Annotated in this window: 27 protein-coding genes and 1 tRNA gene; 10 read left to right on the top strand and 18 right to left on the bottom strand. The window is 71.3% G+C overall.

Annotation, left to right across the window (positions count from 1 at the left end; translation table 11 throughout):
• Positions 1-62: 62 nt before the first annotated feature.
• Positions 63-356 (bottom strand): flavin reductase, encoded by a 294-nt coding sequence (locus OG505_RS29185; protein WP_405429237.1) that lies wholly within the window; start codon positions 354-356, stop codon positions 63-65.
• Positions 353-619: a hypothetical protein gene (locus OG505_RS29180; RefSeq protein ID WP_405429236.1), complete on the bottom strand. Its 267-nt coding sequence runs from the start codon at positions 617-619 to the stop codon at positions 353-355. Before OG505_RS29180 ends, OG505_RS29185 begins: the two co-directional genes overlap by 4 nt.
• A gap of 131 nt (positions 620-750) precedes the next feature.
• Here OG505_RS29180 and OG505_RS29175 point away from each other — a divergent pair, with 131 nt between their 5' ends.
• Complete coding sequence (locus OG505_RS29175) at positions 751-972, top strand: helix-turn-helix transcriptional regulator (RefSeq protein WP_405429235.1); 222 nt, start codon at positions 751-753, stop codon at positions 970-972.
• Positions 973-982: 10 nt separating this feature from the next.
• Here OG505_RS29175 and OG505_RS29170 read toward each other — a convergent pair whose 3' ends face one another.
• Positions 983-1,756 (bottom strand): enoyl-CoA hydratase/isomerase family protein, encoded by a 774-nt coding sequence (locus tag OG505_RS29170; RefSeq protein WP_405434789.1) that lies wholly within the window; start codon positions 1,754-1,756, stop codon positions 983-985.
• Between the two features lie 139 nt (positions 1,757-1,895).
• The gene (locus tag OG505_RS29165; protein ID WP_405429234.1) at positions 1,896-4,283 is read right to left on the bottom strand and encodes a M4 family metallopeptidase; all 2,388 of its coding nucleotides are present in this window, start codon (positions 4,281-4,283) and stop codon (positions 1,896-1,898) included.
• A 168-nt stretch (positions 4,284-4,451) separates the two neighbouring features.
• Between OG505_RS29165 and OG505_RS29160 the strand changes: the two genes are divergently transcribed.
• Positions 4,452-5,000: a hypothetical protein gene (locus tag OG505_RS29160; RefSeq protein WP_405429233.1), complete on the top strand. Its 549-nt coding sequence runs from the start codon at positions 4,452-4,454 to the stop codon at positions 4,998-5,000.
• A 12-nt stretch (positions 5,001-5,012) separates the two neighbouring features.
• Here the strand turns inward: OG505_RS29160 and OG505_RS29155 are convergent, their stop codons facing one another.
• The 4 genes from OG505_RS29155 to OG505_RS29140 form a co-directional block, all read right to left on the bottom strand.
• Positions 5,013-5,663 (bottom strand): histidine phosphatase family protein, encoded by a 651-nt coding sequence (locus tag OG505_RS29155; protein WP_405429232.1) that lies wholly within the window; start codon positions 5,661-5,663, stop codon positions 5,013-5,015.
• A 66-nt stretch (positions 5,664-5,729) separates the two neighbouring features.
• Positions 5,730-6,149, bottom strand: a complete 420-nt coding sequence (locus tag OG505_RS29150; protein WP_405429231.1) for a VOC family protein — start codon at positions 6,147-6,149, stop codon at positions 5,730-5,732.
• Between the two features lie 35 nt (positions 6,150-6,184).
• Positions 6,185-6,586: a helix-turn-helix domain-containing protein gene (locus tag OG505_RS29145; RefSeq protein WP_405429230.1), complete on the bottom strand. Its 402-nt coding sequence runs from the start codon at positions 6,584-6,586 to the stop codon at positions 6,185-6,187.
• On the bottom strand, positions 6,583-7,641 hold the full coding sequence (locus OG505_RS29140; RefSeq protein WP_405429229.1) for a hypothetical protein: 1,059 nt from the start codon (positions 7,639-7,641) through the stop codon (positions 6,583-6,585). The genes OG505_RS29145 and OG505_RS29140 overlap by 4 nt, the downstream gene beginning before the upstream one ends.
• 111 nt (positions 7,642-7,752) lie before the next feature.
• On the opposite strand from OG505_RS29140, the gene OG505_RS29135 reads away from it, so the two are divergent.
• Entirely contained in the window at positions 7,753-8,022 is a 270-nt protein-coding gene (locus OG505_RS29135) for a hypothetical protein (protein ID WP_405429228.1), read from the top strand.
• 20 nt (positions 8,023-8,042) lie between these two features.
• Here OG505_RS29135 and OG505_RS29130 read toward each other — a convergent pair whose 3' ends face one another.
• On the bottom strand, positions 8,043-8,531 hold the full coding sequence (locus OG505_RS29130) for a hypothetical protein (protein WP_405429227.1): 489 nt from the start codon (positions 8,529-8,531) through the stop codon (positions 8,043-8,045).
• Positions 8,532-8,626: 95 nt separating this feature from the next.
• Here OG505_RS29130 and OG505_RS29125 point away from each other — a divergent pair, with 95 nt between their 5' ends.
• Positions 8,627-9,004 (top strand): tyrosine-type recombinase/integrase, encoded by a 378-nt coding sequence (locus tag OG505_RS29125; RefSeq protein ID WP_405429226.1) that lies wholly within the window; start codon positions 8,627-8,629, stop codon positions 9,002-9,004.
• A 73-nt stretch (positions 9,005-9,077) separates the two neighbouring features.
• Here OG505_RS29125 and OG505_RS29120 read toward each other — a convergent pair.
• Positions 9,078-9,154, bottom strand: a tRNA-Thr gene (locus OG505_RS29120).
• Between the two features lie 341 nt (positions 9,155-9,495).
• Here OG505_RS29120 and OG505_RS29115 point away from each other — a divergent pair.
• Both OG505_RS29115 and OG505_RS29110 read left to right on the top strand, forming a co-directional pair.
• Positions 9,496-10,587, top strand: coding sequence for an ABC transporter ATP-binding protein (locus tag OG505_RS29115; RefSeq protein ID WP_405429225.1), 1,092 nt, complete (start codon positions 9,496-9,498; stop codon positions 10,585-10,587).
• Positions 10,588-10,757: 170 nt separating this feature from the next.
• On the top strand, positions 10,758-11,342 hold the full coding sequence (locus OG505_RS29110; RefSeq protein ID WP_405429224.1) for a hypothetical protein: 585 nt from the start codon (positions 10,758-10,760) through the stop codon (positions 11,340-11,342).
• Positions 11,343-11,393: 51 nt separating this feature from the next.
• On the opposite strand, the gene rlmB is transcribed toward OG505_RS29110, so the two are convergent.
• Entirely contained in the window at positions 11,394-12,527 is a 1,134-nt protein-coding gene (gene rlmB, locus OG505_RS29105) for a 23S rRNA (guanosine(2251)-2'-O)-methyltransferase RlmB (RefSeq protein ID WP_405429223.1), read from the bottom strand.
• Positions 12,527-13,942 (bottom strand): cysteine--tRNA ligase, encoded by a 1,416-nt coding sequence (gene cysS / locus OG505_RS29100; protein WP_405429222.1) that lies wholly within the window; start codon positions 13,940-13,942, stop codon positions 12,527-12,529. The genes rlmB and cysS overlap by 1 nt, the downstream gene beginning before the upstream one ends.
• Before the next feature lie 54 nt (positions 13,943-13,996).
• Here cysS and OG505_RS29095 point away from each other — a divergent pair, with 54 nt between their 5' ends.
• A complete protein-coding gene (locus tag OG505_RS29095) occupies positions 13,997-14,662 on the top strand; it encodes an IclR family transcriptional regulator (protein WP_405434787.1) in 666 nt (221 codons plus the stop codon).
• 893 nt (positions 14,663-15,555) lie between these two features.
• Positions 15,556-16,167, top strand: a complete 612-nt coding sequence (locus OG505_RS29090) for an endonuclease domain-containing protein (RefSeq protein ID WP_405429221.1) — start codon at positions 15,556-15,558, stop codon at positions 16,165-16,167.
• 173 nt (positions 16,168-16,340) lie between these two features.
• On the opposite strand, the gene OG505_RS29085 is transcribed toward OG505_RS29090, so the two are convergent.
• From OG505_RS29085 to OG505_RS29075, 3 genes are all read right to left on the bottom strand, one after another.
• Positions 16,341-18,029, bottom strand: coding sequence for a S8 family serine peptidase (locus tag OG505_RS29085; RefSeq protein WP_405429220.1), 1,689 nt, complete (start codon positions 18,027-18,029; stop codon positions 16,341-16,343).
• 97 nt (positions 18,030-18,126) lie between these two features.
• Positions 18,127-18,849 carry an HAD family hydrolase gene (locus OG505_RS29080; RefSeq protein ID WP_405429219.1) on the bottom strand — a complete coding sequence of 241 codons (723 nt, stop codon included), beginning with the start codon at positions 18,847-18,849 and terminating at the stop codon, positions 18,127-18,129.
• Positions 18,850-18,862: 13 nt separating this feature from the next.
• Entirely contained in the window at positions 18,863-19,819 is a 957-nt protein-coding gene (locus tag OG505_RS29075) for an EamA family transporter (protein ID WP_405429218.1), read from the bottom strand.
• Positions 19,820-19,905: 86 nt separating this feature from the next.
• Here OG505_RS29075 and OG505_RS29070 point away from each other — a divergent pair, with 86 nt between their 5' ends.
• Positions 19,906-20,451, top strand: a complete 546-nt coding sequence (locus OG505_RS29070; RefSeq protein WP_405434785.1) for a CGNR zinc finger domain-containing protein — start codon at positions 19,906-19,908, stop codon at positions 20,449-20,451.
• Here OG505_RS29070 and OG505_RS29065 read toward each other — a convergent pair.
• The 3 genes from OG505_RS29065 to OG505_RS29055 all read right to left on the bottom strand — a co-directional run bounded on the left by OG505_RS29065 (position 20,418) and on the right by OG505_RS29055 (position 22,076).
• Entirely contained in the window at positions 20,418-21,002 is a 585-nt protein-coding gene (locus OG505_RS29065) for a GNAT family N-acetyltransferase (RefSeq protein ID WP_405429217.1), read from the bottom strand. The genes OG505_RS29070 and OG505_RS29065 overlap by 34 nt on opposite strands.
• Before the next feature lie 88 nt (positions 21,003-21,090).
• Complete coding sequence (locus tag OG505_RS29060) at positions 21,091-21,273, bottom strand: DUF397 domain-containing protein (protein WP_405429216.1); 183 nt, start codon at positions 21,271-21,273, stop codon at positions 21,091-21,093.
• Positions 21,264-22,076 (bottom strand): Scr1 family TA system antitoxin-like transcriptional regulator, encoded by an 813-nt coding sequence (locus OG505_RS29055; protein ID WP_405434783.1) that lies wholly within the window; start codon positions 22,074-22,076, stop codon positions 21,264-21,266. Before OG505_RS29055 ends, OG505_RS29060 begins: the two co-directional genes overlap by 10 nt.
• Positions 22,077-22,374: 298 nt before the next feature.
• Here OG505_RS29055 and OG505_RS29050 point away from each other — a divergent pair, with 298 nt between their 5' ends.
• Complete coding sequence (locus OG505_RS29050; protein ID WP_405429215.1) at positions 22,375-22,662, top strand: hypothetical protein; 288 nt, start codon at positions 22,375-22,377, stop codon at positions 22,660-22,662.

The following is a 22,662-nucleotide window of genomic DNA, read 5'->3' as shown; positions in this document are numbered from 1 at the left end:
CACCACCCGGGATCGAGGTTTCGCAATGGGTGGAACCCCGGTGACTGCGCCGAGGACCGGCCCTAGTGGTCGAACCACTCACGGCGACCTGGCCGGCGGGGCGTACCGATGGCGAATTGGCGGGCGAAGCCCATGAACCGGTTGTACAGCTCGACGGGGTCGGGCGGGTCCGGCAGGAGGTGGGCCAGATCGACGCTCGCCTCGAACAGGCACGAGGCCATGTCGAGCGTGAGGAGTCTCGGCTCGTCGGCGTACTCGGCGGTCAACTCGGCCCGGGCCTGCTCGCACGGCCAGTTCCGGGCGCACGCCGCGCATCCCCACAGAGGCCGGATCGGGGCGTGCCGTTGGCCGCTCACCGCTGCACCCCCCGGTACCGGACCGGCGACCACCGGCTCAGCCGATGCAGGGTCGACGGCTGACCGTTGATGACCGAGTTGACCATCCCGAAGATCACGCCGGGCGCCCGCTGGGCCCGGTCGAGGTCCCCGGCGATGCGTGCGATGGCGGCGAGACGACCCCGGGCGTCGAACAGTTCCCGCCGGACGGCCCACAACGACCCCTCCAGCCGGCACACACGCTCACGCAGCCGCTCCAACTCCTGCACCTGATCCTGATCCACGCCAACCTCCCAAGGGCCCAGGCAGCGCCTGCCTCGCCTCAACCTCCCCGTCAACATAGACCCGTCCACGTAGGCGGGACAACTAATACGCGTTCTAATTTACGGGTCTGCGCGCTCGTACCGTCGAAGGCGTGACCGAGCAGACAGGGCCAGGCGAACTCGTCGCAGCCGGCGAGATCTTGACGATGCTCGGCGTGAGCAGGTCGAGGTTCCGGGAGATCCAGCGGCATCCCGCGTTCCCGCGTCCGTATGCCGTGCTGACTGTCGGTTCGATCTGGCTCAAGGCTGATGTGGAGCGCTACATCGCCGAGCATCGACGCCCTCGCCTCGCAGACGGCGACGACGAGGCGTAGGCGACCAGCTTCAGCGCTCGGTCGGCGCTCGCCAGGCGAAGCGGGGCTTACGACGCTCGGCCATGGCCGCCACGCCCTCCCGGGCCTCGCCGCTGTCCGCGACCTTCCGGTGCCACCAGGCGATCCGGGCTGGCCCCGCGCGGTCGTCGACGATCTCCTTGGCGGCGGCCACGCTCAGCGGCGATCGCTGGGCGATCGTGGCGGTGAGGTCGTCCACCCGCTCGGCGAGGCGGTCGCCCGGCAGCACCTCGTCGACGAGGCCGATCCGCAGGGCGCGGTCGGCGTCGATCAGCTCGGCGGTGAACAGCAGGTGCTTCGCCGCCGACGGGCCGACCAGCCGGGCCAGCCGCCGCGTCGTCGGTGCCGGGTAGACCAGCCCGAGCCGGGCCGGCGGTACGCCGAAGCGGGCGTCATCCGAGGCGATCCGCAGGTCACAGGCGACCGCGAGTTGAGCGCCGCCCCCGACGCAGGCGCCCCGGATCGCCGCGATCGTCGGCTTGGCGAAGCCGGCCAGCCGCTCCTCGGCGGCCACCGCGATGCTGGCGTCGCCGGCGTCCAGCAGCTCGGCCAGGTCACCGAGGTCGGCGCCGGCGCAGAAGGCGTCGCCCGCGCCGGTGAGCACCAGGGCCCGTACGTCGGGGTCGGGCTCCAGCCGGTCGAGCAGTTCGGGGAGCTGCCGCCACATGGCGGCCGTCATCGCGTTGCGACGGGCCGGGTTGTGGATCACCACGGTCGCCACCGGCCCGGTCACCGCGACGGTCAGTTCCGCGTCCGACACGTTCACCCCGAATTCCATGCTGAAGCGAATCTTGGACAGTTTCCGTCAGGAGCTGACGGCAACTGTCCAAGATTGCCAGAAACACGACGGCGCGGACCCGGCGGCCACCGTGGGGGATGGCCGCCGGGCCCGCGTGCCGGTCAGATCAGGAGACGGTGAGAGCGGTGTCGTCGACCACGAAGGACGTCTGCAACGAGGAGTCCTCGACGCCGGTGAACTTCAGGCTGACGGTCTGGCCGGCGTACGCGGCCAGGGAGAAGGACTTCTGGCTGTAGCCGGTGGCCTTGTTCAGGTTGGAGTAGGTCGCCAGCGTGGCCAGCACCGTCCCGCCCGAGTTGAGCACCTGCACGCGCAGCGTGTCGTACGCGGTGGTGGTGGTGCTCTCGGCCGAGTCGATGTGCAGCCAGAAACTGACCGTGTACGACGAGCAGCCCGCCGGGAGGGCCACCGACTGGGCGAGCGTGTCGGTGTGGCTGGCGCCGTACCCGTTCAGCCACGCCTTGTACGACCCGCCGTGGGCCGCCTGGCTGCTGGAGTTGGTGATGACGCCGGAGCTGGTCGTCCAGCCGGTCGCGCCGGACTCGAAGCCCGGGTTGGCCAGCTTCTGCCCTGGCGCGGTGCAGCCGCCCCCGGTGCCGTTCACGGTCAGCGTGTAGGTGGCGCTGCGGGTGACCGACCCCGCGCCGTTCACGGTGACCGAGTAGGTGCCGGGCGGGGTGCTCGCCGAGGTGCTGATGGTGAGAGTGGACGAGCCGCCCGAGGTCACCGAGGCGGGGCTGAACGCGGCGCTCGCCCCGCTGGGCAGGCCGGACGCGGAGAACGTCACGGTCTGCGCCGTACCGCTGGTGGTGGCGGTCGACACGGTGGTGGAGGCCGCGCTGCCCGGGTTCACCGAGCCGGCGGTCGGCGACAGCGACACCGAGAAGTCGTTGCCGGTTGAGCAGTTCGAGTCGCTGCCGGCCACGTTCACCGCGGTCCAGGCGGCCTGCACGGCCTTGTACTCGGTGGAGCAGCTGCCGTACAGGTCGGTCGCGGCCCGCAGGCTGTAGGCGCGGGCCGTGTTCGCCGGGTTGCTGGTGTTGACGTACGACGTGTTGGAGGTGAAGTAGACGTCCAGGGCCCGGTACCAGATCTTCTCCGCCTTGGCGCGGCCGATGCCGGTCACCGCCGGGGCGGAGCCGCAGACCGGCGAGGTGCCGTACGACGTGGCGCCGGTGCCCTCGGCGAGGTTGAAGAAGAAGTGGTTGCCGACGCCGGAGGAGTAGTGCACGTCCTTGTTCTTCGTGCTGGTGGACCAGCAGGAGTCGGACGAGCCGTCCAGCGACGGGTTGTACATGTAGCGCAGCGGTGTGCCGTTGCCGTTGATGTTGATCTTCTCGCCGACCTGGTAGTCGCCCGGGTCGCTCGGCGCGGCGGCGTAGAACTCCATCATGTTGCCGAAGATGTCACTGGTGGACTCGTTGAGGCCACCGGCCTCACCGGAGTAGACCAGGCCAGCCAGCGCCTCGGTGACGCCGTGGCTCATCTCGTGCCCGGCCACGTCCAGCGAGACCAGCGGTCGGGAGTTGCTGGAGCCGTCACCGTAGGTCATCTGGGCGCCGTCCCAGAACGCGTTGACGTAGTTGTTGCCGTAGTGCACGCGGCTGGGCACACCGGTGCCGTTGCCGAAGATGCCGTTGCGGCCGTGCACGTTCTTGAAGTAGTCGAAAGTCTTCGCGGCGCCGAAGTGGGCGTCCACGGCGGCCGACTGCCGGTTGGAGTTGGCGCCGGTGCCCCACGCGTTGTCGGCGTCGGTGAAGGTGGTGCAGGTGGAGGTGCCGTTGTTCATGTCGCAGGTGCGGCCGTTGCCGTGCGACGGGTCGATCATCTGATACGTGCTGCCGGAGAGCGTCGTGTCGATGCTGACCGCGCCGGTGTAGATGCCCTGGCCGCTGCCGGTAACCGACTCGATCTCGTCGAACGATCCGACGGTCGTGCCGGAGGTGGCGTCGGTGATCACGTGCAGTCGCGACGGCGTCTGCCCGTCCGGCTGCCAGCCGCTGACCACCGTCTCCCAGGCCAGCCGGCCCTTGCCGGAGCTGGCGTCGACGAACAGTTCCGGAGCGCCCACGGTCTCGGCCTTGCCGCTGAACCCGGCGCGGGCCGCCTTCTTCGCCGCGTCGGCGGTGACCCGGGCCGTGGTGGGGAGGGTCAGTGGCGCGGCGAGGGCGACCGAACTGCCGGCGTAGGTGCCGTTCGGCGCGGTGTGGATGACGAAGTCACCGCCGTACACCCGAAGCCCCTGGTAGGTGCGGGTGTAGCGGGTGTGCGCCGCACCGGAGGCGTCCACCCTGGTGCTGCGCACCTGGTAGGACTCGGCGCTCGAGCCCTGGACGGCGCCGGGGTTCGTCCGCAGGACGGTCGCCGCTCGGGCCGCGGCGGAGGCGTCCGACGCGGGAGCGGTGGGTGGGGCGGCGTGCGCCGCGGTGGCGACGCAGGTCAGCAGGCCGCTGGTGAGCAGCGCTGCGCTGACGGCCGCGAGGGGTCGTTTCACGTGCCCTCCTGAAAGGAGAAAGGGTGTGACGGGGGTAGTCACGCATGTAGATATAGCCATATGTTGAGGAAAAGAGAAGGCCTGGACCGCTCCCAGACATTGAGACTGGCCGAACGGATGAGGGCCTTGACAAGGGAACCAACGTCGGCAATGACACGTCCGACGGACATGAGACCCGCCTCGACGACCGGCGTCACGATCGCGCTCCTGGCCGCCCTCCTGGCTGGCTGCACCGGCACCGACCGGGCCGGCAGCGCCGCGGATCGACCATCGGCCACCGGCACCCCGCCGCCAGCGACCGCGACACCGACCGCGCCAACCGGCACCGCGCAGACCGGGCCCGTGCTGCCTGGACCGGGCGCCACCGATGCGGCGGCCGGGCGGGTGACGCTGTTCCGCTCGGGCGGTTTCGCCGGACGCGGCGACAACGTGACCATCGAACCGGACGGCCGGTGGACGGTGGTGGACCGGGCCGGCAGCCGTCGTACCGGAAAACTCGACGCCGCGGACCTCGGCCGGCTACGCGGCCTGGCGGCCGACCCCCGGCTGACCACCGAGGCCCGCCGCACGGCCACCGCGACGAGCTGCGCGGACGCGTTCAGCTACCGCCTGACCGTCGGCGCCGTCGAGACCGGATACGTCGACTGCCCCGCCGATCCCGCGCCGCCGCCGGCCACCCGTGCGCTCGTCGAGCTGCTGCTGCGGGTCACCGGCTGACCGACCGGCGGCTCAGACCAGGTAGTCCGGGGGCAGGCCGGTGCCGCGCAGCTCCGTCGGCAGGTGCGCCACGTCGTTGACGGTGATCAGGTTCGGCGGCCCGGCCGGGCCGTACCGGATGACGGTCAACCCCGCGTTGTGGTGGTTCAACCCCAGCCACCGCCGCTCCGGTGCGTCGAGGGCATGCCGGACCAGCCAGGCGATCAGGAAGGCGTGCGTCACCACCAGCTCACGAACCGGCCCACCCTCGCCCGCTCCCTCATCGACGGCCACCGGACCGGTGAAGCGCCGCACCGCCGCCGCCGTCACCCGCGGCCCGTCGGCCCGCGCGGCCGTCGAGAATCCGGCCAGGAAATCGGCGTACGCCGACGGCAGGCCGGCCGGGTCCGTGTCGTGGGGGAGGTGGTCACCGGCCAACTCCGTGGCGTACACCGGAACACCGGGCAGTGCCGCGGCGACCACCTCGGCGGTCTGCGCGGCCCTGCGCAGCGGCCCGTGGTGTACGGCGACGAACGGCCGGCCCCGCAGGCGCTCACCGAGCAGCGTGGCCTGCCGCCGGCCACGCTCGGACAGGCCGGAATCCGGCTCGGTCGAGGCCGTGTCGGCGTGCCCGGTGAGGTCCTGTTCGCCGTGCCGGGCCAGGTACAGCAACCGCGTTCGCATGCCGTACACCCAAACACACCCGAGGGCGCGGGACTGGCCCGCGCCCTCCGGTTTTTGATCTTTACGCTACGCCCGGGGGAACATCTGGCCGATGCGGATCTTGTTGCCGAACGGGTCCCGGATGCCGAAGTCGATCCCGTACGGGCGCTCGGTCGGCTCGTCGGTGATCTCGACGCCCTTCGCCACGAGATCCTCGTGGGTCTTGTGGGCGTCGTCGGTGGTCAGGAAGAGGTACCCACCCAGGGCGCCCTTGGTGAGCAGCTCCCGCACCTGCTCGGCCGTGGCCGGGTCCAGCGCCGGCGGGCCCGGCTTCTCCAGCAGGATCTCGCGCTCCGGGTCACCGGGCAGGTTCACCGTCAACCAGCGCATGAAGCCGAGATCCTGATCGGTGTTGACCTCCATACCGAGCTTGTTGACATAAAAGTCCAGCGCCTCGTCCTGGTCGAGGACGTAGATCTGGGAGCGGCTGATCGCGTTCATCGTCATGCCCATGACGCTAGAGGTAGACCGTGACCTGCGGCTTATCCAAAACTGCTGGGTCGGGTCCACGCTTTGGCGAAGCAGGACGGCACGTTGCCCGCCGCCGCGCGGCGACGCCGGAAATCCGTGGGGGACTCCCCCACGATCTGCCGGAACGTCCGACTGAACGTGCCCAGGCTGCCGAAGCCGACGGCGTAGCAGATGTCCGTGACGTCCCGGTCCGTCTCCACCAGCAGCGTCATCGCCCGCTCCACCCGGCGGCGTTGCAGGTAGCGGTGTGGCGTCTCGCCGAACGTGGCCCGGAACGTCCGGATGAAATGCGCCTCGGAGACGTGCGCGATCCGGGCCAACGCGGGAATGTCCAGCGGCTCGGCGTACGCCCGGTCCATCGCGTCGCGCGCCCGCAGCATCGCCCGATTGGACTCCTCCACGGCCCGGCTCACCGCAGGCCGCCCGGCGGAAGGACCGACGTCTGCGCCACGTCCTGGTCACGCAGCTTGGCGTAGACGACCTCGGACGTGAACCCGCCGATGAACCCGATGGCCAGGACGAAGAAGACCAACTGCCGCGCCGCGTCACCGTCGAGCAGGCCCGGGTTCGTGGCGATCTGCGCCGCGACGAACAGCAGGAAGGCGATGACACCGGCGGCCGAGCCCAACGCCGCCGCCCGCAGCCAGTTGCCACTGCCGTCGTACGCGTTGCGCACGATCGCACCCCACACCGAGGCGAACAGCGGGGCGGCCACGAGAACCGCGACGTTCTGCCACCCGCCGGTCGGAGCGGCGTACGCCAGCGGGATCGTGGCGAGGGCGAGCAGCAGGAGGACCAGCGCGGTGACCAGGCCCGCCACCGTACGCCGCCCGGCAGCCCGCTCGGCCTCGCGGGAGGCGCGTTCCTGCTCGGCGCGGCGCTGCACCTGGGCGCAGAGCGCGGTGACGATCGGCTCGGCGGCACCCGGCTGCCACGGCCGGGCGAGCACTGCCACCTCCTCCTCGGTGGCGACGCCGCGCTCGCCGCTGAGGCGCTGCCAGACCTTCTCGGCACCCCCGCCGAACGCGGCGACCGCCGCCACCGGGATGCGCCGGGACAGACCGATGAGCCCGGCGATGAACGTGGAGCGTTCGCCGCCCACCAGCAGCAACGCGTCGGCAGTCAGCAGCGACCGGTAGAAGCTGACCTCCCAGTCGTCGGTCGACTCGGGCACGACTGTGAACAGCTCCGGATGCCGCTCGGCCTCCGCGAAGCCCACGTCCTGCTGGTAGCGACCACGGACCAGGATCGACCCGGGCGTCGCCCGGCCGGAGCTGATGTAGCCGCGCACGACGTCCCGTTCCAGGTATTCGGGATCGCCGGAGTACACGACGATGCGACAGCCCTGGTTGGCGAGTGCCGCACCCAGTTCGGCCGCCGCCGCAGGCGCACGCTCCGGGTCGCGTACGGCGGGCGAGTAGGAGCGGCCTGCCTGGGCGCTACCGGCGATCGCGACGAGCGGGCTCATGCGACTCCTCGACGGTCGGTGATACCCGAACTATAGGAGCGGCAGACCATCGGTGCCCCTGCCGACGGCACTGCCGGCGATCGTGACGAGCATCTGGCACGATCAACCCGCGTGGACCTGAGCGACCTGCAACTGAACCTGAGGCAACTGCTCAACCAGTGGGACCCGATAGGCGTCGCAGAGACCGCTCCGGACGAGTACGACTGCATGCTCGGCCCGTTGCTGGCGAGGTTGAGAGGCGGCGCGGGCCGGTCCGAGATCAGCGAGTTCCTCTGGCACGAGCTTGAGAAGCATTTCGGGCTTGATCCCACCCGTCACGAGGTCGGCTCCGCCGCGGATCGACTCGTCGTCTGGTGGGCCACCGCCAGACCGGCTCCCTAGCGACAGCCCCTTGCGGTGTCTCAGTCAACCGACGCGCGAAGCCGACTTATGGCCCTGAGCACCTCGTCCCGATTGCCGGCAGCCTTGAGCCAGTTCGGCAGCCGCGCCACCAGCGTCATGCCACCCGGCTGCGGGCCCCGCTCGCGCAGTCGCGCACCGACGTATTCCTGCAAGAGGTCGAGGTGAGTACGGTTGAGCGCCCAGAGCGTCTTCCCGCCGCAGCACTGGACCGTCAGCCACAACGGCAAGCCGAAAAACGGATCTACCGGACCGCCCCAACACGACTCCCGAGATCCCCGTGGCGACCAGGACGCCGAGTACGCGCACCTCGTGCACGAGAGCCGACGGGGCCACGAGGGCACCCGCTTATCGGCCGTTGGCCGTGCAGCGTTGATCGCCCGATGCCCGCAACGCGGACAGACGACGTAAATGTCCTCGGCCGCCATCTCGTACAGGCTGACCAAGGGATCGCGGAAGCGATCCTGCCCCGCACCCTGCCGCTCGTCCACGACACAAACCATGCCGCACGTTGTCCAGCCGGGCGTGACACCCACGTCCCGGGCAGCTCCACGTTCAGGACGCCAAGACCGAAGACTCGGAGGCGGTGTTGCCGCTGCCCGAGGTCACCTGGCTCACTCTTCTCGAACACCAGGAACGGCAGCCGGCAGAGCGAGCCGCCCTCGCCGAGGTGTGGGAGGACCACGACCTCGTGTTTCCCTCGGAACGGGGCACTCCGATGGAGCCGACCAACCTCAGCCGCTCTTTCGCCCGACTCCGGGAAACCGCCGGTCTGCCTGGTGTCCGCCTACACGACCTGCGGCACACCGTGGTCTCGCTACTGATGGAGCTGGGCGTACCGCCGCACGTCGTTCAGGCCATCGCTCGGCACGCCGACGTGAAGATCACGCTCAAGGTCTACGCTCACGCCAACCTCGACGCGATGCGTCTGGCTCTCGGCAAGCTCGACGGGAAGCTCTCGTGAGTGCCGTTGCTGTCAGCGTTGCTGTCAACCGGTTGACTCCCGGCAGAGCCGGGCGGGAAAAGCCTGATGGAATTGGAGCCCCCGGCCGGGATCGAACCGGCGACATCTCGCTTACAAGGCGAGTGCTCTGGCCAGCTGAGCTACAGGGGCGCGTGCGTCGTGGTCAGCATAGCGAGTGACGTCCGGATATCCCGCTCGCGAGGGCTCCCGAGCACGGGAAACGTCAGCAACCCGACGCCCACTGGTATGACGACTTGTCGATTGATGTGCGACCGTGCCCGACTGACCGGAATGCGTAGGTGATGGGTCCCGTTAGACCCACCCCGCCTTGGCAGCGCGGAGAAACACGTTTACGGTGCAGTGACACGGACGACAACCTGGCCGCCCCCGCGACCGGGCCCGCCGTCCGCTGACCGGCACGGGTACGTGCCGGTCGCTCCTTCACTCGGATCGTCCGGCACGTTCCTGCCGGTGAGAGGAAGCGCACCACCATGGCTACGGTCACCTATTCCAAGGCATCCCGGATCTACCCGGGCACCGAGCGTCCCGCCGTCAACGAGCTGAACCTCGAGATCGGCGACGGCGAGTTCCTCGTTCTCGTCGGCCCCTCCGGTTGTGGCAAGTCCACCAGCCTGCGCATGCTCGCCGGCCTGGAGGACGTCGACGCCGGCTCGATCTACATCGACCAGCGCGACGTCACCCACCTGCCCCCGAAGGCCCGCGACATCGCGATGGTCTTCCAGAACTACGCCCTCTACCCGCACATGACGGTGTACGAGAACATGGCGTTCGCCCTCAAGCTGCGCAAGACCTCCAAGTCGGAGATCGACCGGCGGGTCAAGGAGGCGGCCGGGCTGCTCCAGCTGGAGGAGTACCTGAGCCGCAAGCCGAAGGCGCTCTCCGGCGGTCAGCGTCAGCGTGTCGCGATGGGCCGGGCGATCGTCCGCGAGCCGCAGGTCTTCCTCATGGACGAGCCGCTGTCGAACCTCGACGCCAAGCTGCGCGTGCAGACCCGTACCCAGATCGCGTCGCTCCAGGCCAAGCTGGGCGTCACCACGGTCTACGTCACGCACGACCAGGTCGAGGCCATGACCATGGGCCACCGGGTCGCCGTGCTGCTCGACGGTGTCCTCCAGCAGGTGGACACCCCGCGGGCGCTGTACGACACCCCGGCCAACGTGTTCGTCGCCGGCTTCATGGGCTCTCCCGCCATGAACATCAAGACCGTTCCGCTGAACGAGCAGGGCGCCGAGTTCGCCGAGCTGCAGATCCCGCTGACCCGCGAGCAGGTCGCCGCGGCCCGCGCCGAGGGTGGCGACGGCAAGGTGACCGTGGGCTTCCGCCCGGAGGACTGCGACCTGGTCAGCCCGACCGAGGGCGGCATGCCGGTCGTCGTCGAGCTGGTCGAGGACCTCGGCTCGGACGCCAACGTCTACGGGCACGCCGCGCTGGGCGGCAACTCGGAGCGCTTCGTCGTCCGCACCGACCGGCGCACCATGCCGAACATGGGCGACACCGTGTTCGTCAAGCCGCGCACCGGCCGCAGCCACGTCTTCCACGCCGCCACCGGCAGCCGGATCTGACGTAACGCCGTACCGGAAAGGGGCGGTCCGCTTCGGCGGGCCGCCCCTTTCGTCGTACCCGGGGAGGGTTTCTCACCCCCAGGTGCCAGCACCAATGTGGCTCCGCGGGGCGACTCGGCAGGGCGGGCCGCGCCCGTAGCGTCGCGGCACACCGATCCCGAGGAGACGCCGTGTCCGCCACCGCCACAGTGCACCCGACCATCCGCTCCCGGCCGTACCGGACCGCCCGCCTGGCCGGCCGCAGCCTCGCCTACTGCGCGACGCTGGTGCCGGTCGCCCTGCTCGCGCTGGTGACCGCCCCGCTGGGTGGGGTCGCCGCCGCCGCGCGGTGGCGGAACCTGCGTACCGGGCTGCTCGGAGCGCCACCGACGCCCGCAACCGGCCGACGGCCCGGCCCGTTCGCGGTGCTCGGCCACGGGCTGCTCAGTCTGCTGCTCGGCGTCGTGGCCCTCGTGCCGCTCGGCGTCGAGCTGCTGATGGTGCTGCGCGGCGTGCTGTACGGAATCGTCGACCGCGGTCCGTACGACCACTCCTGGGGTGGCCCGACCCGGGCCGGCGCGTGGCTGGCGCACTTCCTCGTCGGCCTGCCGATGGCCGCCGCCGCCCTGGTCGCGTTGATCGGCATCGCCGCCGTGCACCAGCGGCTGACCCGACGTCTCGACGGGGAGCGCGCCCCGGCGTGGCTGATTCCGGTCACGCTGCTGATCGCGGTGGCCGGGGCGCTGCTCTTCGTCGCCTGGACCCACCAGATCTGACGACGAGGCCCCCTCCCGCACACCTGCGGGAAGGGGCCTCGTCGACAGTCGTTACAACTCGACCGAGCGGCGGCGGGCGACCTCGGCGAGGGTGACCGCGGCGGCCACACTGGCGTTGAGCGACTCCACCTCGGAGATCATCGGGATGCTCACGGTCAGGTCGCAGGTCTCGCCGACCAGCCGCGACAACCCGCGCCCCTCGGAGCCGACCACCACCACCAGCGGCCCGACAGCGGCCTCCAGGTCGTACAGGTCGGTGTCGCCGTCGGCGTCCAGGCCGACCACCATGAAGCCGGCGTCCCGGCACGCCTTCAGCGACCGGGTCAGGTTGGTGACCTGGGCCACCGGCACCCGCGCGGCGGCGCCGGCGCTGGTCCGCCAGGCGGTCGCGGTGATCCCGGCAGCCCGCCGCTCGGGTACGAAGACACCCTGCGCGCCGAACGCGGCGGCCGAACGGATCACCGCGCCCAGGTTGCGCGGGTCGGTGACCCCGTCCAGCGCCACCAGGAGCGGCGCCTGCTGCTCCAGGGCCGCGGCGACCATGTCCTCGAAGGGTTGGTACGCGAACGGCGGCACCTGCAACCCGACGCCCTGGTGCAGCACGCCGCCGGTCATCCGGTCCAGCTCGGCGCGGCTGATCTCCAGGTTGGCGATGCCCCGGTCGGCGGCCGTCCGGATGATCTCGTTGATCCGGTCGTCCATGTCGATGCCCTGGGCGACGTAGAGCGCCGTCGCCGGCACCTGGGCGCGCAGCGCCTCCAGCACCGGGTTGCGCCCGACCAGCAGCTCCGGGGTGTCCTTGGACGGGTTGGACTTGCGCCCCGGCGCGACCCGGGGGCCGGTCCGGCCGGCGGTCGGCCGACCACCCCGACCCGCGGCGCCACCCCGACTCGTCGGTACGCCCCGGCCACCGCCCTTGCCCCAGGTGGTGTCCTTGCTGCCCGGCTGGCCGATCTTCGGGGCACGCCCCTCCTCGGCCGCCGCCCGGCGCTCCTTGTCCTGCTTCCAGGCGGTGCGCTGCGGCAGCTTCTCGGTGCCCGAGTAACCCTTGTGCCAGGGTCGCTCGTCGGCGGGCAGGGTGCGCCCGCGTCCGGCGAGGGAGTCCTTGTTCTTGCCGCCGGAGCCCTTGGGGGCACCCGCCTTCGGCGTCAGTCGCCGGCCACGGCGCTGCGAGTTGCCGGCCATCAGTCCTGCTCTCCAATAGTCCAACGGGGGCCCTGGGGGGTGTCCTCGACCACCACGCCGGCCAGCTTGAGCTGGTCACGTACGGCGTCGGCGGCGGCCCAGTCCTTGCGGCCCCGGGCCTGCGCGCGCTGCTCCAGGGCCAGCGCGATCAGGGAGTCCACCACGGCGCGCAGATCGTTCGAGCTGCCGCCACCGGTCCAGGCCTCGTCGAAGGGGTCGATGCCGAGGATATCCAGCATGGCCCGCACCGCGGCCAGGGTGGTGCGGACGGTCACATCGTCGCCGGTGCTCAGCGCGGTGTTGCCGTCGCGCAGGTGCTGTTGCAGCACGGCCAGCGCGGCGGAGGTGTTGAGGTCGTCGTCCATCGCCGCGACGAAGCCGGCCGGCAGCTCACCGAGCTGCCCGGTGCCCACCCGCTCGGCGGCCCGCTGCACGAAACCCTCGATCCGCCGGTACGCGGTGGCCGCGTCGCGCAGCGAGTCCTCCGAGTAGTCGATCACCGAGCGGTAGTGGGCGGCGGCGTAGTAGTAGCGCAGCTCCACCGGCCGCACGCCGAGCGAAGCCACGTACGTCAGGTCGAGCGCGTTGCCTGCGGACTTGCCCATCTTGGCCCCGCCGATGCTGAGCAGCCCGTGGTGCACCCAGTAGCGGGCGAACGGCAGACCGGCCGCCTGGGACTGGGCGATCTCGTTCTCGTGGTGCGGGAACGTCAGGTCCAGACCGCCGCCGTGGATGTCGAACTCCGGGCCGAGGTAGCGCCAGCACATCGCCGAGCACTCGATGTGCCAACCCGGGCGGCCCAGCCCCCACGGCGACGGCCAGTACGCGTCCGCCGGCTCGTCCGGCTTGGCGCCCTTCCAGAGGGCGAAGTCGCGCGGGTCCCGCTTGCCCCGGTCGGGGGCGTCCCCCGCCGACTGCATCGCGTCCGGCGACTGACCCGACAGCGACCCGTACGCCGGCCAGGACGCCACGTCGAAGTAGACGTCGCCGGAGCCGTCGGTCGCCGGGTAGGCGTGCCCGTCCGCGATCAACTTCGTGATCAGCTCGTGCATCTCCGGGATGTGCCCGGTGGCGCGCGGCTCGTAGGTGGGCGCCAGCACGTTCAACGCCCGGTACGACTCGGCGAGGATCAACTCGTTGGCGTACGCGATCGACCAGAACGGCTGACCCCGCTCCCCCGCCTTGACGAGGATCTTGTCGTCGATGTCGGTCAGGTTGCGGATGAACGTGACCTCGTAGCCGGCGGCCAGCAACCAGCGGCGCAGCACGTCATAGTTGACGCCGGAGCGGAGATGGCCGATGTGCGGCGGCGCCTGGAGGGTGAGACCACACAGGTAGACCCCCACCTTGCCGGCTTCCCGCGGGACGAAGTCCCGCACCGATCGGGTGGCGGTGTCATACAGGCGTAGCGTCACCGTACAAGGGTAGCCGTCCGCACCTGTCCGGGCCCGCCGGTGCCGGGTCGTACGCTGCGTGCTGTGGATGAGACGGCGGGGTCCGGTCGGGCCGGGGAGACGTCCCAGACTCTCGACCGGGGTCTGCGACTGCTGCACCTGGTCGCCGACGCGCCGGCCGGGTTGACCGTCACCGAGGTGGCGACGCGACTCGGCATCGGCCGGGCGGCCGTCTACCGGCTCGTCGGCCCGCTGACCGGGCACGGCATGCTGCGCCGCGACGGCGACGGCCGGCTCCGCCTCGGCGCCGGGGTGCTGCACCTGGCCCGACGCGCCCAGCCGCTGCTCGCCGAGGGGGCGCTGCCCGCGCTACGCCGGCTCGCCGAGCAGGCCGGCGCCACGGCACACCTGACCGTGGTGGAGGGCGGCGAGGGCGTCGCCCTGGCCGTGGTCGAGCCGAGCTGGACGTCGTTCCACGTCGCGTACCGGACCGGCGCGCGGCATCCCCTGGACCGAGGTGCCGCGGGTCGGGCGATCCTGGCCGGTCGGGGCGGCGCCGCCGAGCCGGTGAGCAGCAGCGGAGAGCTGCAGTCCGGGGCGTACGGGGTGGCCGCGCCGGTGCTCGGCGTGCCGGGTCTGGAGGCCAGCGTCGGGGTGGTCGCGCTCGCCCCGCTGGACGTCGACCTGGTCGGCCCCCAGGTGCTCGCCGCCGCCACAGCCGTCACCGCCGCCCTCCGCTGACCCCCGCCGGTCGCCCACCTGGGCCGCCTGGGGCTTGATCAACTCGGATTCATGGAAAGCGCGGCATCCCAGCACCAGCGACAGCCCGATTTCCATGAACGCGAGTCGATCATCGCTGGGTGTCATACCACGATCGGTGCGTGGGCTCGCGGTTGTCCACAGGGGCCGACGGAGGCTCGGAGTGGGTTGTCCACAGGGGTTTCGGCGGGTGGTTCGCGGTCCGCACGCTGTACGACATGCCACCTCGTCCGTACCGACCCGATGCCCTCACCTGGCAGGTCTTCCGTGGCTCCGACGCTGTCCGGGCCGGCCTTCTCAGCGAGCACCAGTTGCGCAGCGCCGCCTGGGTACGACTGCGCCATGACATCTACGCCGACGCACGACTGGACCGGGACCACGCCCTGGCCTGTCGCGCCGCTCTCCTTCGGCTACCGCCCGGGGTGGTCGTCGGTGGCCCGTCGGCCGCCTTCCTGCACGGCATCGAACACGCCGCCGCATTCACCGACGACGTGCACGTCCTCGTGCCCCGATCGCTACGGGTCGGCGCGCAACGCGGCCTCCGCGTGCACGTCCACCCCGCGCCCCTTGACCCGGAGACGCGCGATCGCCTGGTGACCTCCCCGGCCACGAGCAGTTCGCCGAAGGCGGGACACCCAACCGGAACGAATCACCGACCGGGACCTGAGCACCCGGCCGACGCAGGCTCTCCACGAACAGCCCACCCAACCGGCGCTTCCCGCCCACCCGGGTCAGAACGCCCGCCCGGCCCAGGCCCTGCGCCGCGAACAGGCGTGCCCCGCCCACCCGGACCAGAACGCCCGCCCGGCCCAGGCCCCGCGCCACGAACAGGCGCGACCCGCCCCTTGGACGCACGGCGGCCCCGGGGGCGCGCGGTGGTGGCAGGACCAGGCAACCCGGTGGGGGTCAGGTGGGGTGACCACCGGACGGCCGCCGAGCCTTCCCGGTTCCCGCGCGGCTCGATCCCCCGCTCCGACCCCGGACAGGCCGCCTGGGAAACGGCAGTCTGGCTCGACCCGATCCGTGCGGTCAGCATCATCGACGCGTTGCTCGGGCAGGGGCTGACCGACCGTGCCGCGCTGATCGAGGCGGCTGCTCGTAACGCGAACCGGGCCGGGAGTCGCCGGGCAAGCTGGCTCTTCGACCTGGCTGACGGCGGGGCCCAGTCCCCGCCGGAATCGCAGCTGCGGGTGCGGTTGACACTGGGCGGGCTGCCACGCCCCGTTGTTCAACATCCGATACGCCTGCCCAACGGCGTGGTCCTTCATCCCGACCTGGCGTGGCCGGAGTACCGGGTAGCGGTCGAGTACGACGGGCAGTGGCACGCCGACGCCGATCAGCTGCACCGCGATCGCCGACGACTCAACCTGCTCGTCGGCGCGGGTTGGGTGGTGCTGCATGTGACCAGTCGACGAATGCATACCGAGTTCCCGGCGGTGCTCCGCGAGGTGCGCGCCGCGTTGAATGCCCGCGGCTGGCGGCGGTGACCACCCGGGGCTCACGTGATCCACTCGGGTTCCTGGAAGTCGGGCTGTCCCCGGGCCCGCGATACCCCGACATTCAGGAACCCGAGTGGATCAAGCGCGGGGAGGGCGACGCGGAGGCCCGGACGCCGGCGAGGCCCGGTCGACCAGCGTCGACCGGGCCTCACGGTGGTGTCTTACGGGCGGGCGTTCGGCTTGAGCGGGGTCGTCACCGCCGCGTACGCGTCGATGATCCCGTACCCGTAGAAGCCGTTGAAGTTGCGCCCACCGGCGCAGTACGCGTCGAAGCTCTCGTCACGGCCCTCGTTGCGGTACTGCTGCAGGCGCGGCTCCGGGCAGGCGTGCTCGGCGGCCGTGCGGTAGAGGTGCTGCTCGACCTGGTCCGGGGACATGCCGAAGCCGCCCCGGCCCTGCGGCTTGCCGTACCGGCTGATGATCAGCGCGGCCACACCGGCGGCGTGCGGGGACGCCATCGAGGTGCCCTGGAGGTAGGTGTAGTAGCCGCACTCACCGTTGGGCTTGCACTGCTTGAAGACGGACTCCTCGAACCCGGCGACGATGTTGCCGTCGGCGTCGACCGAGCCCTCCTCCTGGAGCACGTGCTTCGGGTAGGACGACAGGATCATGTTGGCGTCGGTGCGGAAGGTGTCCGTGCCGAAGCCGTCACGGAACCAGCCGCCCGGCGCGGCGACCGAGATCTGCTCGGTGCCGTAGTTGGAGTAGTCGGCCTTCTTGCCGGACGGGCCGACCGACGACACACCGATGACGTGCGGGCCCTCGGTGGGCAGATCCCAGCAGCTGTTGTTGTCGATCGGGCGCGGGTACGGGTCGGCGCCGTAGTCCGGGCTGGACGTGTCGGTGCGCGGAGCGCCCAGGTCCTCGTGGTTGTTGCCGAGCGCGCCGACCAGGGTGACGCCCTTGTTGTGGGCGAAGACCAGCGCCCGCTTCATGGCCTTGATGATGGCCCGCTGCTCGGCCTGCGCCTCGGGCGAGTCGGCCGGGTTGGCGGTGCAGTTGTAGAGCCACGGGTCGACGTAGAACGACATGTTGACCACGTCGAGCCCGTTACGACCGGCGTAGACCAGGGCGTTGACGACCGGGTTGAGGAAGAAGTAGCCGGAGTCCTGGCCGCCCTTGAGCTCCACCAGCGACACGTTCGGGGCGACCCCGGAGAGACCGAAGCCGTTGGCGGCGGCGCCGATGGTGCCGGCCACGTGGGTGCCGTGCCCGCCGTCGTCGGTGCCGACCGGGTCGAGGCAGCTCGGCACCTCACAGGGGCCGTCCACGTCGGTCAGGTCGGGTGCGAAGTTGCGCGACAGCGCCCAGTTGAAGTTGGGCGCGATGTCCGGGTTGCTGGCGTCGACGCCGGTGTCCAGCACGCCGACGGTGACCCGACGGTCACCGGGCTCGACCTTGCGGGCCTTGTCGGCCCGGATCATCTCCAGACCCCAGAGCTTGTCGTCGAGCGGGTCCATCTTGGCCCCGCGCCGGGCGGCAGCGCCGGCGGCGGCCTTGGTAGCGGCCATCAGGTGCTCCTGCTCGACCCGGTCCAGCTTCGGCTTGCGGCCGATGGCCTTCTGCTCGGCGGCGCCGACCAGGGTCGGCGCGGCGGCCGCCCGGGCCGCGAAGTCGGCCCGGTCACTGGTGACCTGGAACATGCCGACCTCGTCGGACGAGGACACCACCGTGCCACCGGCGGCCCGGATGGCGGCGACCGCCGTCTCGGCGGCGACCCCGTCCTCGGCGACGACCGTGAAGGTGCGGGACGTGCTCGGCGCGGCGCTGGCCGGTACACCCAGGCTCGCTGCCGTAAGTGCCAGTACCGCCGCGGTCGCGACGGCACCGGCGGTGAAGCGCTTGCTCACCACATCGGATCCTCTCGTTGAGGGACGTGGCAGCCATCACACAACACCCGCCCGATTTACGCCAGGTGAACGTCCGTTATGGCGGTGAATCTGTCCTTCATCCGCCCAGCTCGATACCCACGTCCACCCGGTCGGCCGATCCCGTCGCCAGTTCCGACAGGACCATCGGCAGGTCGGCCAGGGTGGCCACCTCCGCGTCGGGGGTGAGCCCGGCCGGGCGGGGCAGCCCGTACCGGTTCAGCCACACCGACCGCAGGCCGGCCCGTCGGGGTGCCACCACGTCGTGCTCCCACGAGTCACCGACGTACACGATCTGCTCGGCGGGGACCCCGGCGGTCGCGACCACCGCCGCGTAGAACTCCGGGGCGGGTTTCTTGGGCAGGCCGTTCTCGTGCGCGTACATCTCGAAGGCGAACTCCCCGGCGAGCCCGCAGCGCTCGGCGCGGCTGTTGCCGTTGGTGGCGAAGCCCAGCGTGTACCGGGTGCGCAGCGCGGCCAGGGTCGGCGGGACGTCCGGGAAGGGTCGGGTGAGGGCGAAACGGCGGGCGAAGAAGAGAGCGGCGATCTCGTCGAGGTGGTCGTCGAGCCCGGCGCGGGCCAGCGACCGGGCCAGCGCGGCGCGGCGGATCTCCAGCACCGGGGCGGCGCTCAGCTCGCCGAAGACCGCGCCCCAGTCGGACTCCAGCTCGGCGAGCGTCACGTCGGCGGCGTCCGGCGTACGGCGGCGCATCTCGTCGAGGACGGTCACCAGCCCGGCGGTCACCGCCGGCCGCAGGTCCAGCAGGGTCTCGTCGGCGTCGAACACCACTGCGGTCAGCACGGGTACCACTCTCTCACCGGGTGGTTGCCGCCAGCGCGGGCTCACCGGGGGCGGGCGCGGGCGTACCGCGCAGTTCGTCCAGGCGTACCAGAGCGACCCCGGCGACGATCAGCGCGCCGCCGAAGAGCTGCCAGGCGGTCGGCAGTTCGTCGAGGAACAGCCAGGCGATCAGCACCGCGAACAGCACCTCGGTCAGCCCGACGAACGACGACAGCCGGGGGCCGAGGATCCGGGTGCCGGCGATGCCGGCGAGGTACGCGATCACGGCGGCGACCAGGGTGAGCCCGACGATGGGCAGCAGCCAGGTGGTGCGGTGCCCGGCGAACGTGACCTCGCCGAACGTGGCGCGCAGCGGCAGCAGACCGGTCAGCCCGACGAGGAGCAGCACGGCCGCGCCGACGGCCATCCCGCCGCTGGCCATGGCGACCGAGGGCAGTCGGGGGTCGACCCGGCCGGCGAGCACGAAGTAGCCGGCCAGGCCAAACGCGGCACCCAGCCCCCACAGCACGCCGATCGGGTGGAAGCCGGCGGTGCCGGTGATGTCCAGGACGAAGGCCAGCCCGCACAGGGCGGCGGCCGAACCGGCCACGGTGAGCCGCCGCGGGCGCTGGCCGTGCCGCACCCACATCCAGCCGACGACCAGAATGATGCCCAGGTACTCCAGCAGCAGCGCGATGCCGACCGGCAGGTAGCGCACCGCGTTGAAGAAGCACACCTGCGCCAGGGCCACCCCGAGCAGCCCGAACATCACGATCGCCGCGCTGTTGCTGCGCAGCACGTGCCACCTGCCACGCAGGGACAGCAGGGCGGGGATCGCCAGCACCAGGGCGGCCACGCCGACCCGGGCGATCACGGCGGCCTCGGCCGACCAGCCGGCTTCGATGAGCGACCGCGCGAAGGTGCCCGAGGTGGCGAACGTGACCGCGGAGAGCAGCGCCAGCGCGGCGCCGGCGGCGGGTCGTGACTGCATCTCGCGCTCCTCGGGGACGACACGGTGTCATGAGCAAACTATCCTTGTGCTCATGACGCTAGGCGGCCACCGTGACAGGAGTCAAGTTGCTATTCGCTCATGACACCGAATGTTCGTTGATCGCCGCCACCGCGTTGGTCAACACCGCGGGCCGCGACGGCGAGCTGCTGCCCGACGTCGCCGCGCTGGACGCGTTCTTCACCCGGCACGCCTACAGCGGGCGGCACGAGCACACCGACGCCGAGCTGCGCGCCGTGCGGCAGTTGCGCCCCCGGCTGCGCCGGATCTGGCACGCCGAGCCGCCCGAGGTCGTCGCCATGGTCAACGCCCTGCTGCTGGAACACCGGGCGTTGCCGCAGCTCATCGAGCACGACGACGAGCCGTACCACCTGCATGCCGTGCCCCGCGACGCGCCGCTGGCCACCCGGATGGCGGTGGAGGCGGCGATGGCCATCGCCGACCTGGTCCGCATGGGCGAGCTGAGCCGGCTGCGGATCTGCGCGTACCCGGACTGCGACAACGTCGTCGTCGACCTGTCCCGCAACCGATCGCGGCGGTTCTGCGAGGCCGGCTGCGGCAACCGGGCCGCGGTGACCGCCTACCGGGCCCGCAGGGCCGCCGGCAGGTCCTGAGCGACGTCGGCCCGCAGCTCGTACTCCACCTCGCCGTGCTCGGTCCCCGGGATCGGGTCGTCGAACTGGAGGTGGAAGGTGCGCACGTAGCGCAACCCCGCCTTCACCATCACCCGCCGGGACCGCTCGTTGACCGCCATCGTCTGCGCCCACACCCGCCGCACCCCGACGACGTCGAGGGCGTACCGGACCAGCGCCCGCGACCCCTCGGTGGCCAGGCCGCGCCCCCACGTCGCCCGACGCAGCCGGTAGCCCAGCTCGGCCTCCGCGCCGTCCGCCGACGGGTCGAGCGCGAACCAGCCCAGGAAGTCACCGGCCTCCCGATCGAGGGCCGCCCACCGACCGAGGCCGGGATGACTGTCGTACTGCGCGAGCAGCTTCGGCAGGTGCTCGTCCCGGACGGTGGCACGCGGGGTGGCGACGCCGCCGGTGAGAAAACGCATCACCTCGGGATCGCTGTCCAACTCGACCAACGCGTCCACATCGGCCACGGTCAACCGCCGAAACCACAGCCGCTCGGTCCCCGCAGGAACCAGGTCATCGCCATCCATGACCGGATCATCGCGCCCGCCCGATGACCCCGTCGACCCGTTTACCCCAGGCCGCCCCGCGACCGCCGTCGCGCGCCAGGCGGTCGCGTCAGCGCGGCGGCGCGACCACGAAGAGCCGCCAGGAGTACGCGTCAACCACGAGCACGGGCCCGCCCGGGTCCTTGCTGTCGCGCACCCCGACCACGCCCCCAAGGTTCGTAGCCACCTCGACGCACTGGTCGTTGGAACCACTCCGGACGCTCTTGCGCCACACAGCTCGGGTCAACTCCACGACTCCGCCACTTCCCTCAGCACCTCGACCGACTCCTGCGGTGGCAACGCCTGCCCGAGAGTAGCCTCCCAAGTCCGCTGTAGACGCAGCAGATCCGCTGGTCCGTCCAGCTCCTGGCCGCCGATCTGGCCACCGAGGTAGGCAAGGTCGCTGTGGTCGGCCACGGTGGCGAGGATGAACGGTCCGTTCAGACCTGGGTACTCCTCGGCCGAGCGAGGCACCACATGTAGCTGGACTCGCGGATGCTCGGTTGCCAACCGCGCCAGGTGCAGAGCCTGCTCGCACATCACTTTCCGCCCGCCGACGCGTCGCCGAAGCACGGACTCGTCGAGCACAGCGACGACGTGCGGCGGTCGGTCCGAGTAGAGCACCTGCTGACTGTCCATCCGATCCGTCAGTCGCCGCTCCACCTCATCGGTGTCGAGCAGTCTGTCCGATTCGAAGACAGCGCGGGCATAGCCTTCGGTTTGCAGCAGGCCAGGGACGTGCAGCGGGTCGAACCATCGCAGTGCCCGCGCCTCCGCGAGGATGGCACGCCAACCGCGCAGCCAGACCTGCGCTTTGTCCAGGCTGACCAGTTCGGAGGCCATGCGGCCGAAGAGGCCGCCGGTGTCCAGGGCACGGTCGACGAGTTCCAGGTACTTGGCGGTGGGCGGCTGCTGACCCAGCTCGACGGCGCTGACCATGGACGGCGAGTAGTTGACCGCCTTGGCCAACTCGTCCTGACTCCAGCCCCGGCGAACACGCGCCCGGCGCAGCTCGGTGACCAGGAACGCCGCCGCCGTCATCTGCCCATCGGCCATGACCTGCCGCCTCTCCACCCCGTCGACGATCAACTCCAGCCGGCCGCCAGCGGCGTCACCACCGGAAACAGGACGGCTGTGACGACCCGGCCAAACCCTTCCGACCGTAGTCGCCCGATCACCAGACTGTGAAGTGCGGCACCGCTCCCCGTCCCCCGGGCCCGGCGGCGCCGCACGGGACCGCCCGATCCCCCGTGCCGGGCGGTCCCACCCCACAGAGCGAGCCGTCCGACCGCGCCGCCACCAGGGCGCGCGGGGTGATGCCACAAACGAGTCAGCTCGAAAGGACTGCCACACCATGTGCCGGACCGCCCGGGACGACCGCGCGACCACGCCCCGACGGCCGCACCTGCCGCTGCGTCCACTGTGGCTGTGCCGGGTGTGTGCCGGGCCCTGGCCGTGCCCGGTCGCCCGGCTCGGGCTCCGCCGCGAGTACGCCCACGACCGGATCGCGTTGAGCATCTACCTGTGCACAGTCCTGCACGACGCGGCGGCCGACCTGTACCGGCTCAACCCGCACGACGGGCCGGACCCAGCGGCGCTCTACGTCCGCTTCCTCGGCTGGGCGGCACTGCCCGAACCCTGA

The sequence above is a fragment of the Micromonospora sp. NBC_00617 genome (genome assembly GCF_045161355.1).
Lineage (GTDB): Bacteria > Actinomycetota > Actinomycetes > Mycobacteriales > Micromonosporaceae > Micromonospora.
Note: the sequence above shows the minus strand (reverse complement) of the source record. Positions and strands in the feature narration are given on the sequence as shown.

Excerpts from the sequence above, each read along its gene's own strand:
- OG505_RS29160 (WP_405429233.1), top strand. The coding sequence starts at position 4,452 with ATGAGACCCGCCTCGACGACCGGCGTCACGATCGCGCTCCTGGCCGCC.
- OG505_RS29155 (WP_405429232.1), bottom strand. The coding sequence starts at position 5,663 with ATGCGAACGCGGTTGCTGTACCTGGCCCGGCACGGCGAACAGGACCTC.
- OG505_RS29150 (WP_405429231.1), bottom strand. The coding sequence starts at position 6,149 with ATGACGATGAACGCGATCAGCCGCTCCCAGATCTACGTCCTCGACCAG.
- OG505_RS29140 (WP_405429229.1), bottom strand. The coding sequence starts at position 7,641 with ATGAGCCCGCTCGTCGCGATCGCCGGTAGCGCCCAGGCAGGCCGCTCC.
- OG505_RS29115 (WP_405429225.1), top strand. The coding sequence starts at position 9,496 with ATGGCTACGGTCACCTATTCCAAGGCATCCCGGATCTACCCGGGCACC.
- rlmB (WP_405429223.1), bottom strand. The coding sequence starts at position 12,527 with ATGGCCGGCAACTCGCAGCGCCGTGGCCGGCGACTGACGCCGAAGGCG.
- OG505_RS29075 (WP_405429218.1), bottom strand. The coding sequence starts at position 19,819 with ATGCAGTCACGACCCGCCGCCGGCGCCGCGCTGGCGCTGCTCTCCGCG.
- OG505_RS29065 (WP_405429217.1), bottom strand. The coding sequence starts at position 21,002 with ATGGATGGCGATGACCTGGTTCCTGCGGGGACCGAGCGGCTGTGGTTT.
- OG505_RS29055 (WP_405434783.1), bottom strand. The coding sequence starts at position 22,076 with ATGGCCGATGGGCAGATGACGGCGGCGGCGTTCCTGGTCACCGAGCTG.
- OG505_RS29050 (WP_405429215.1), top strand. The coding sequence starts at position 22,375 with ATGTGCCGGACCGCCCGGGACGACCGCGCGACCACGCCCCGACGGCCG.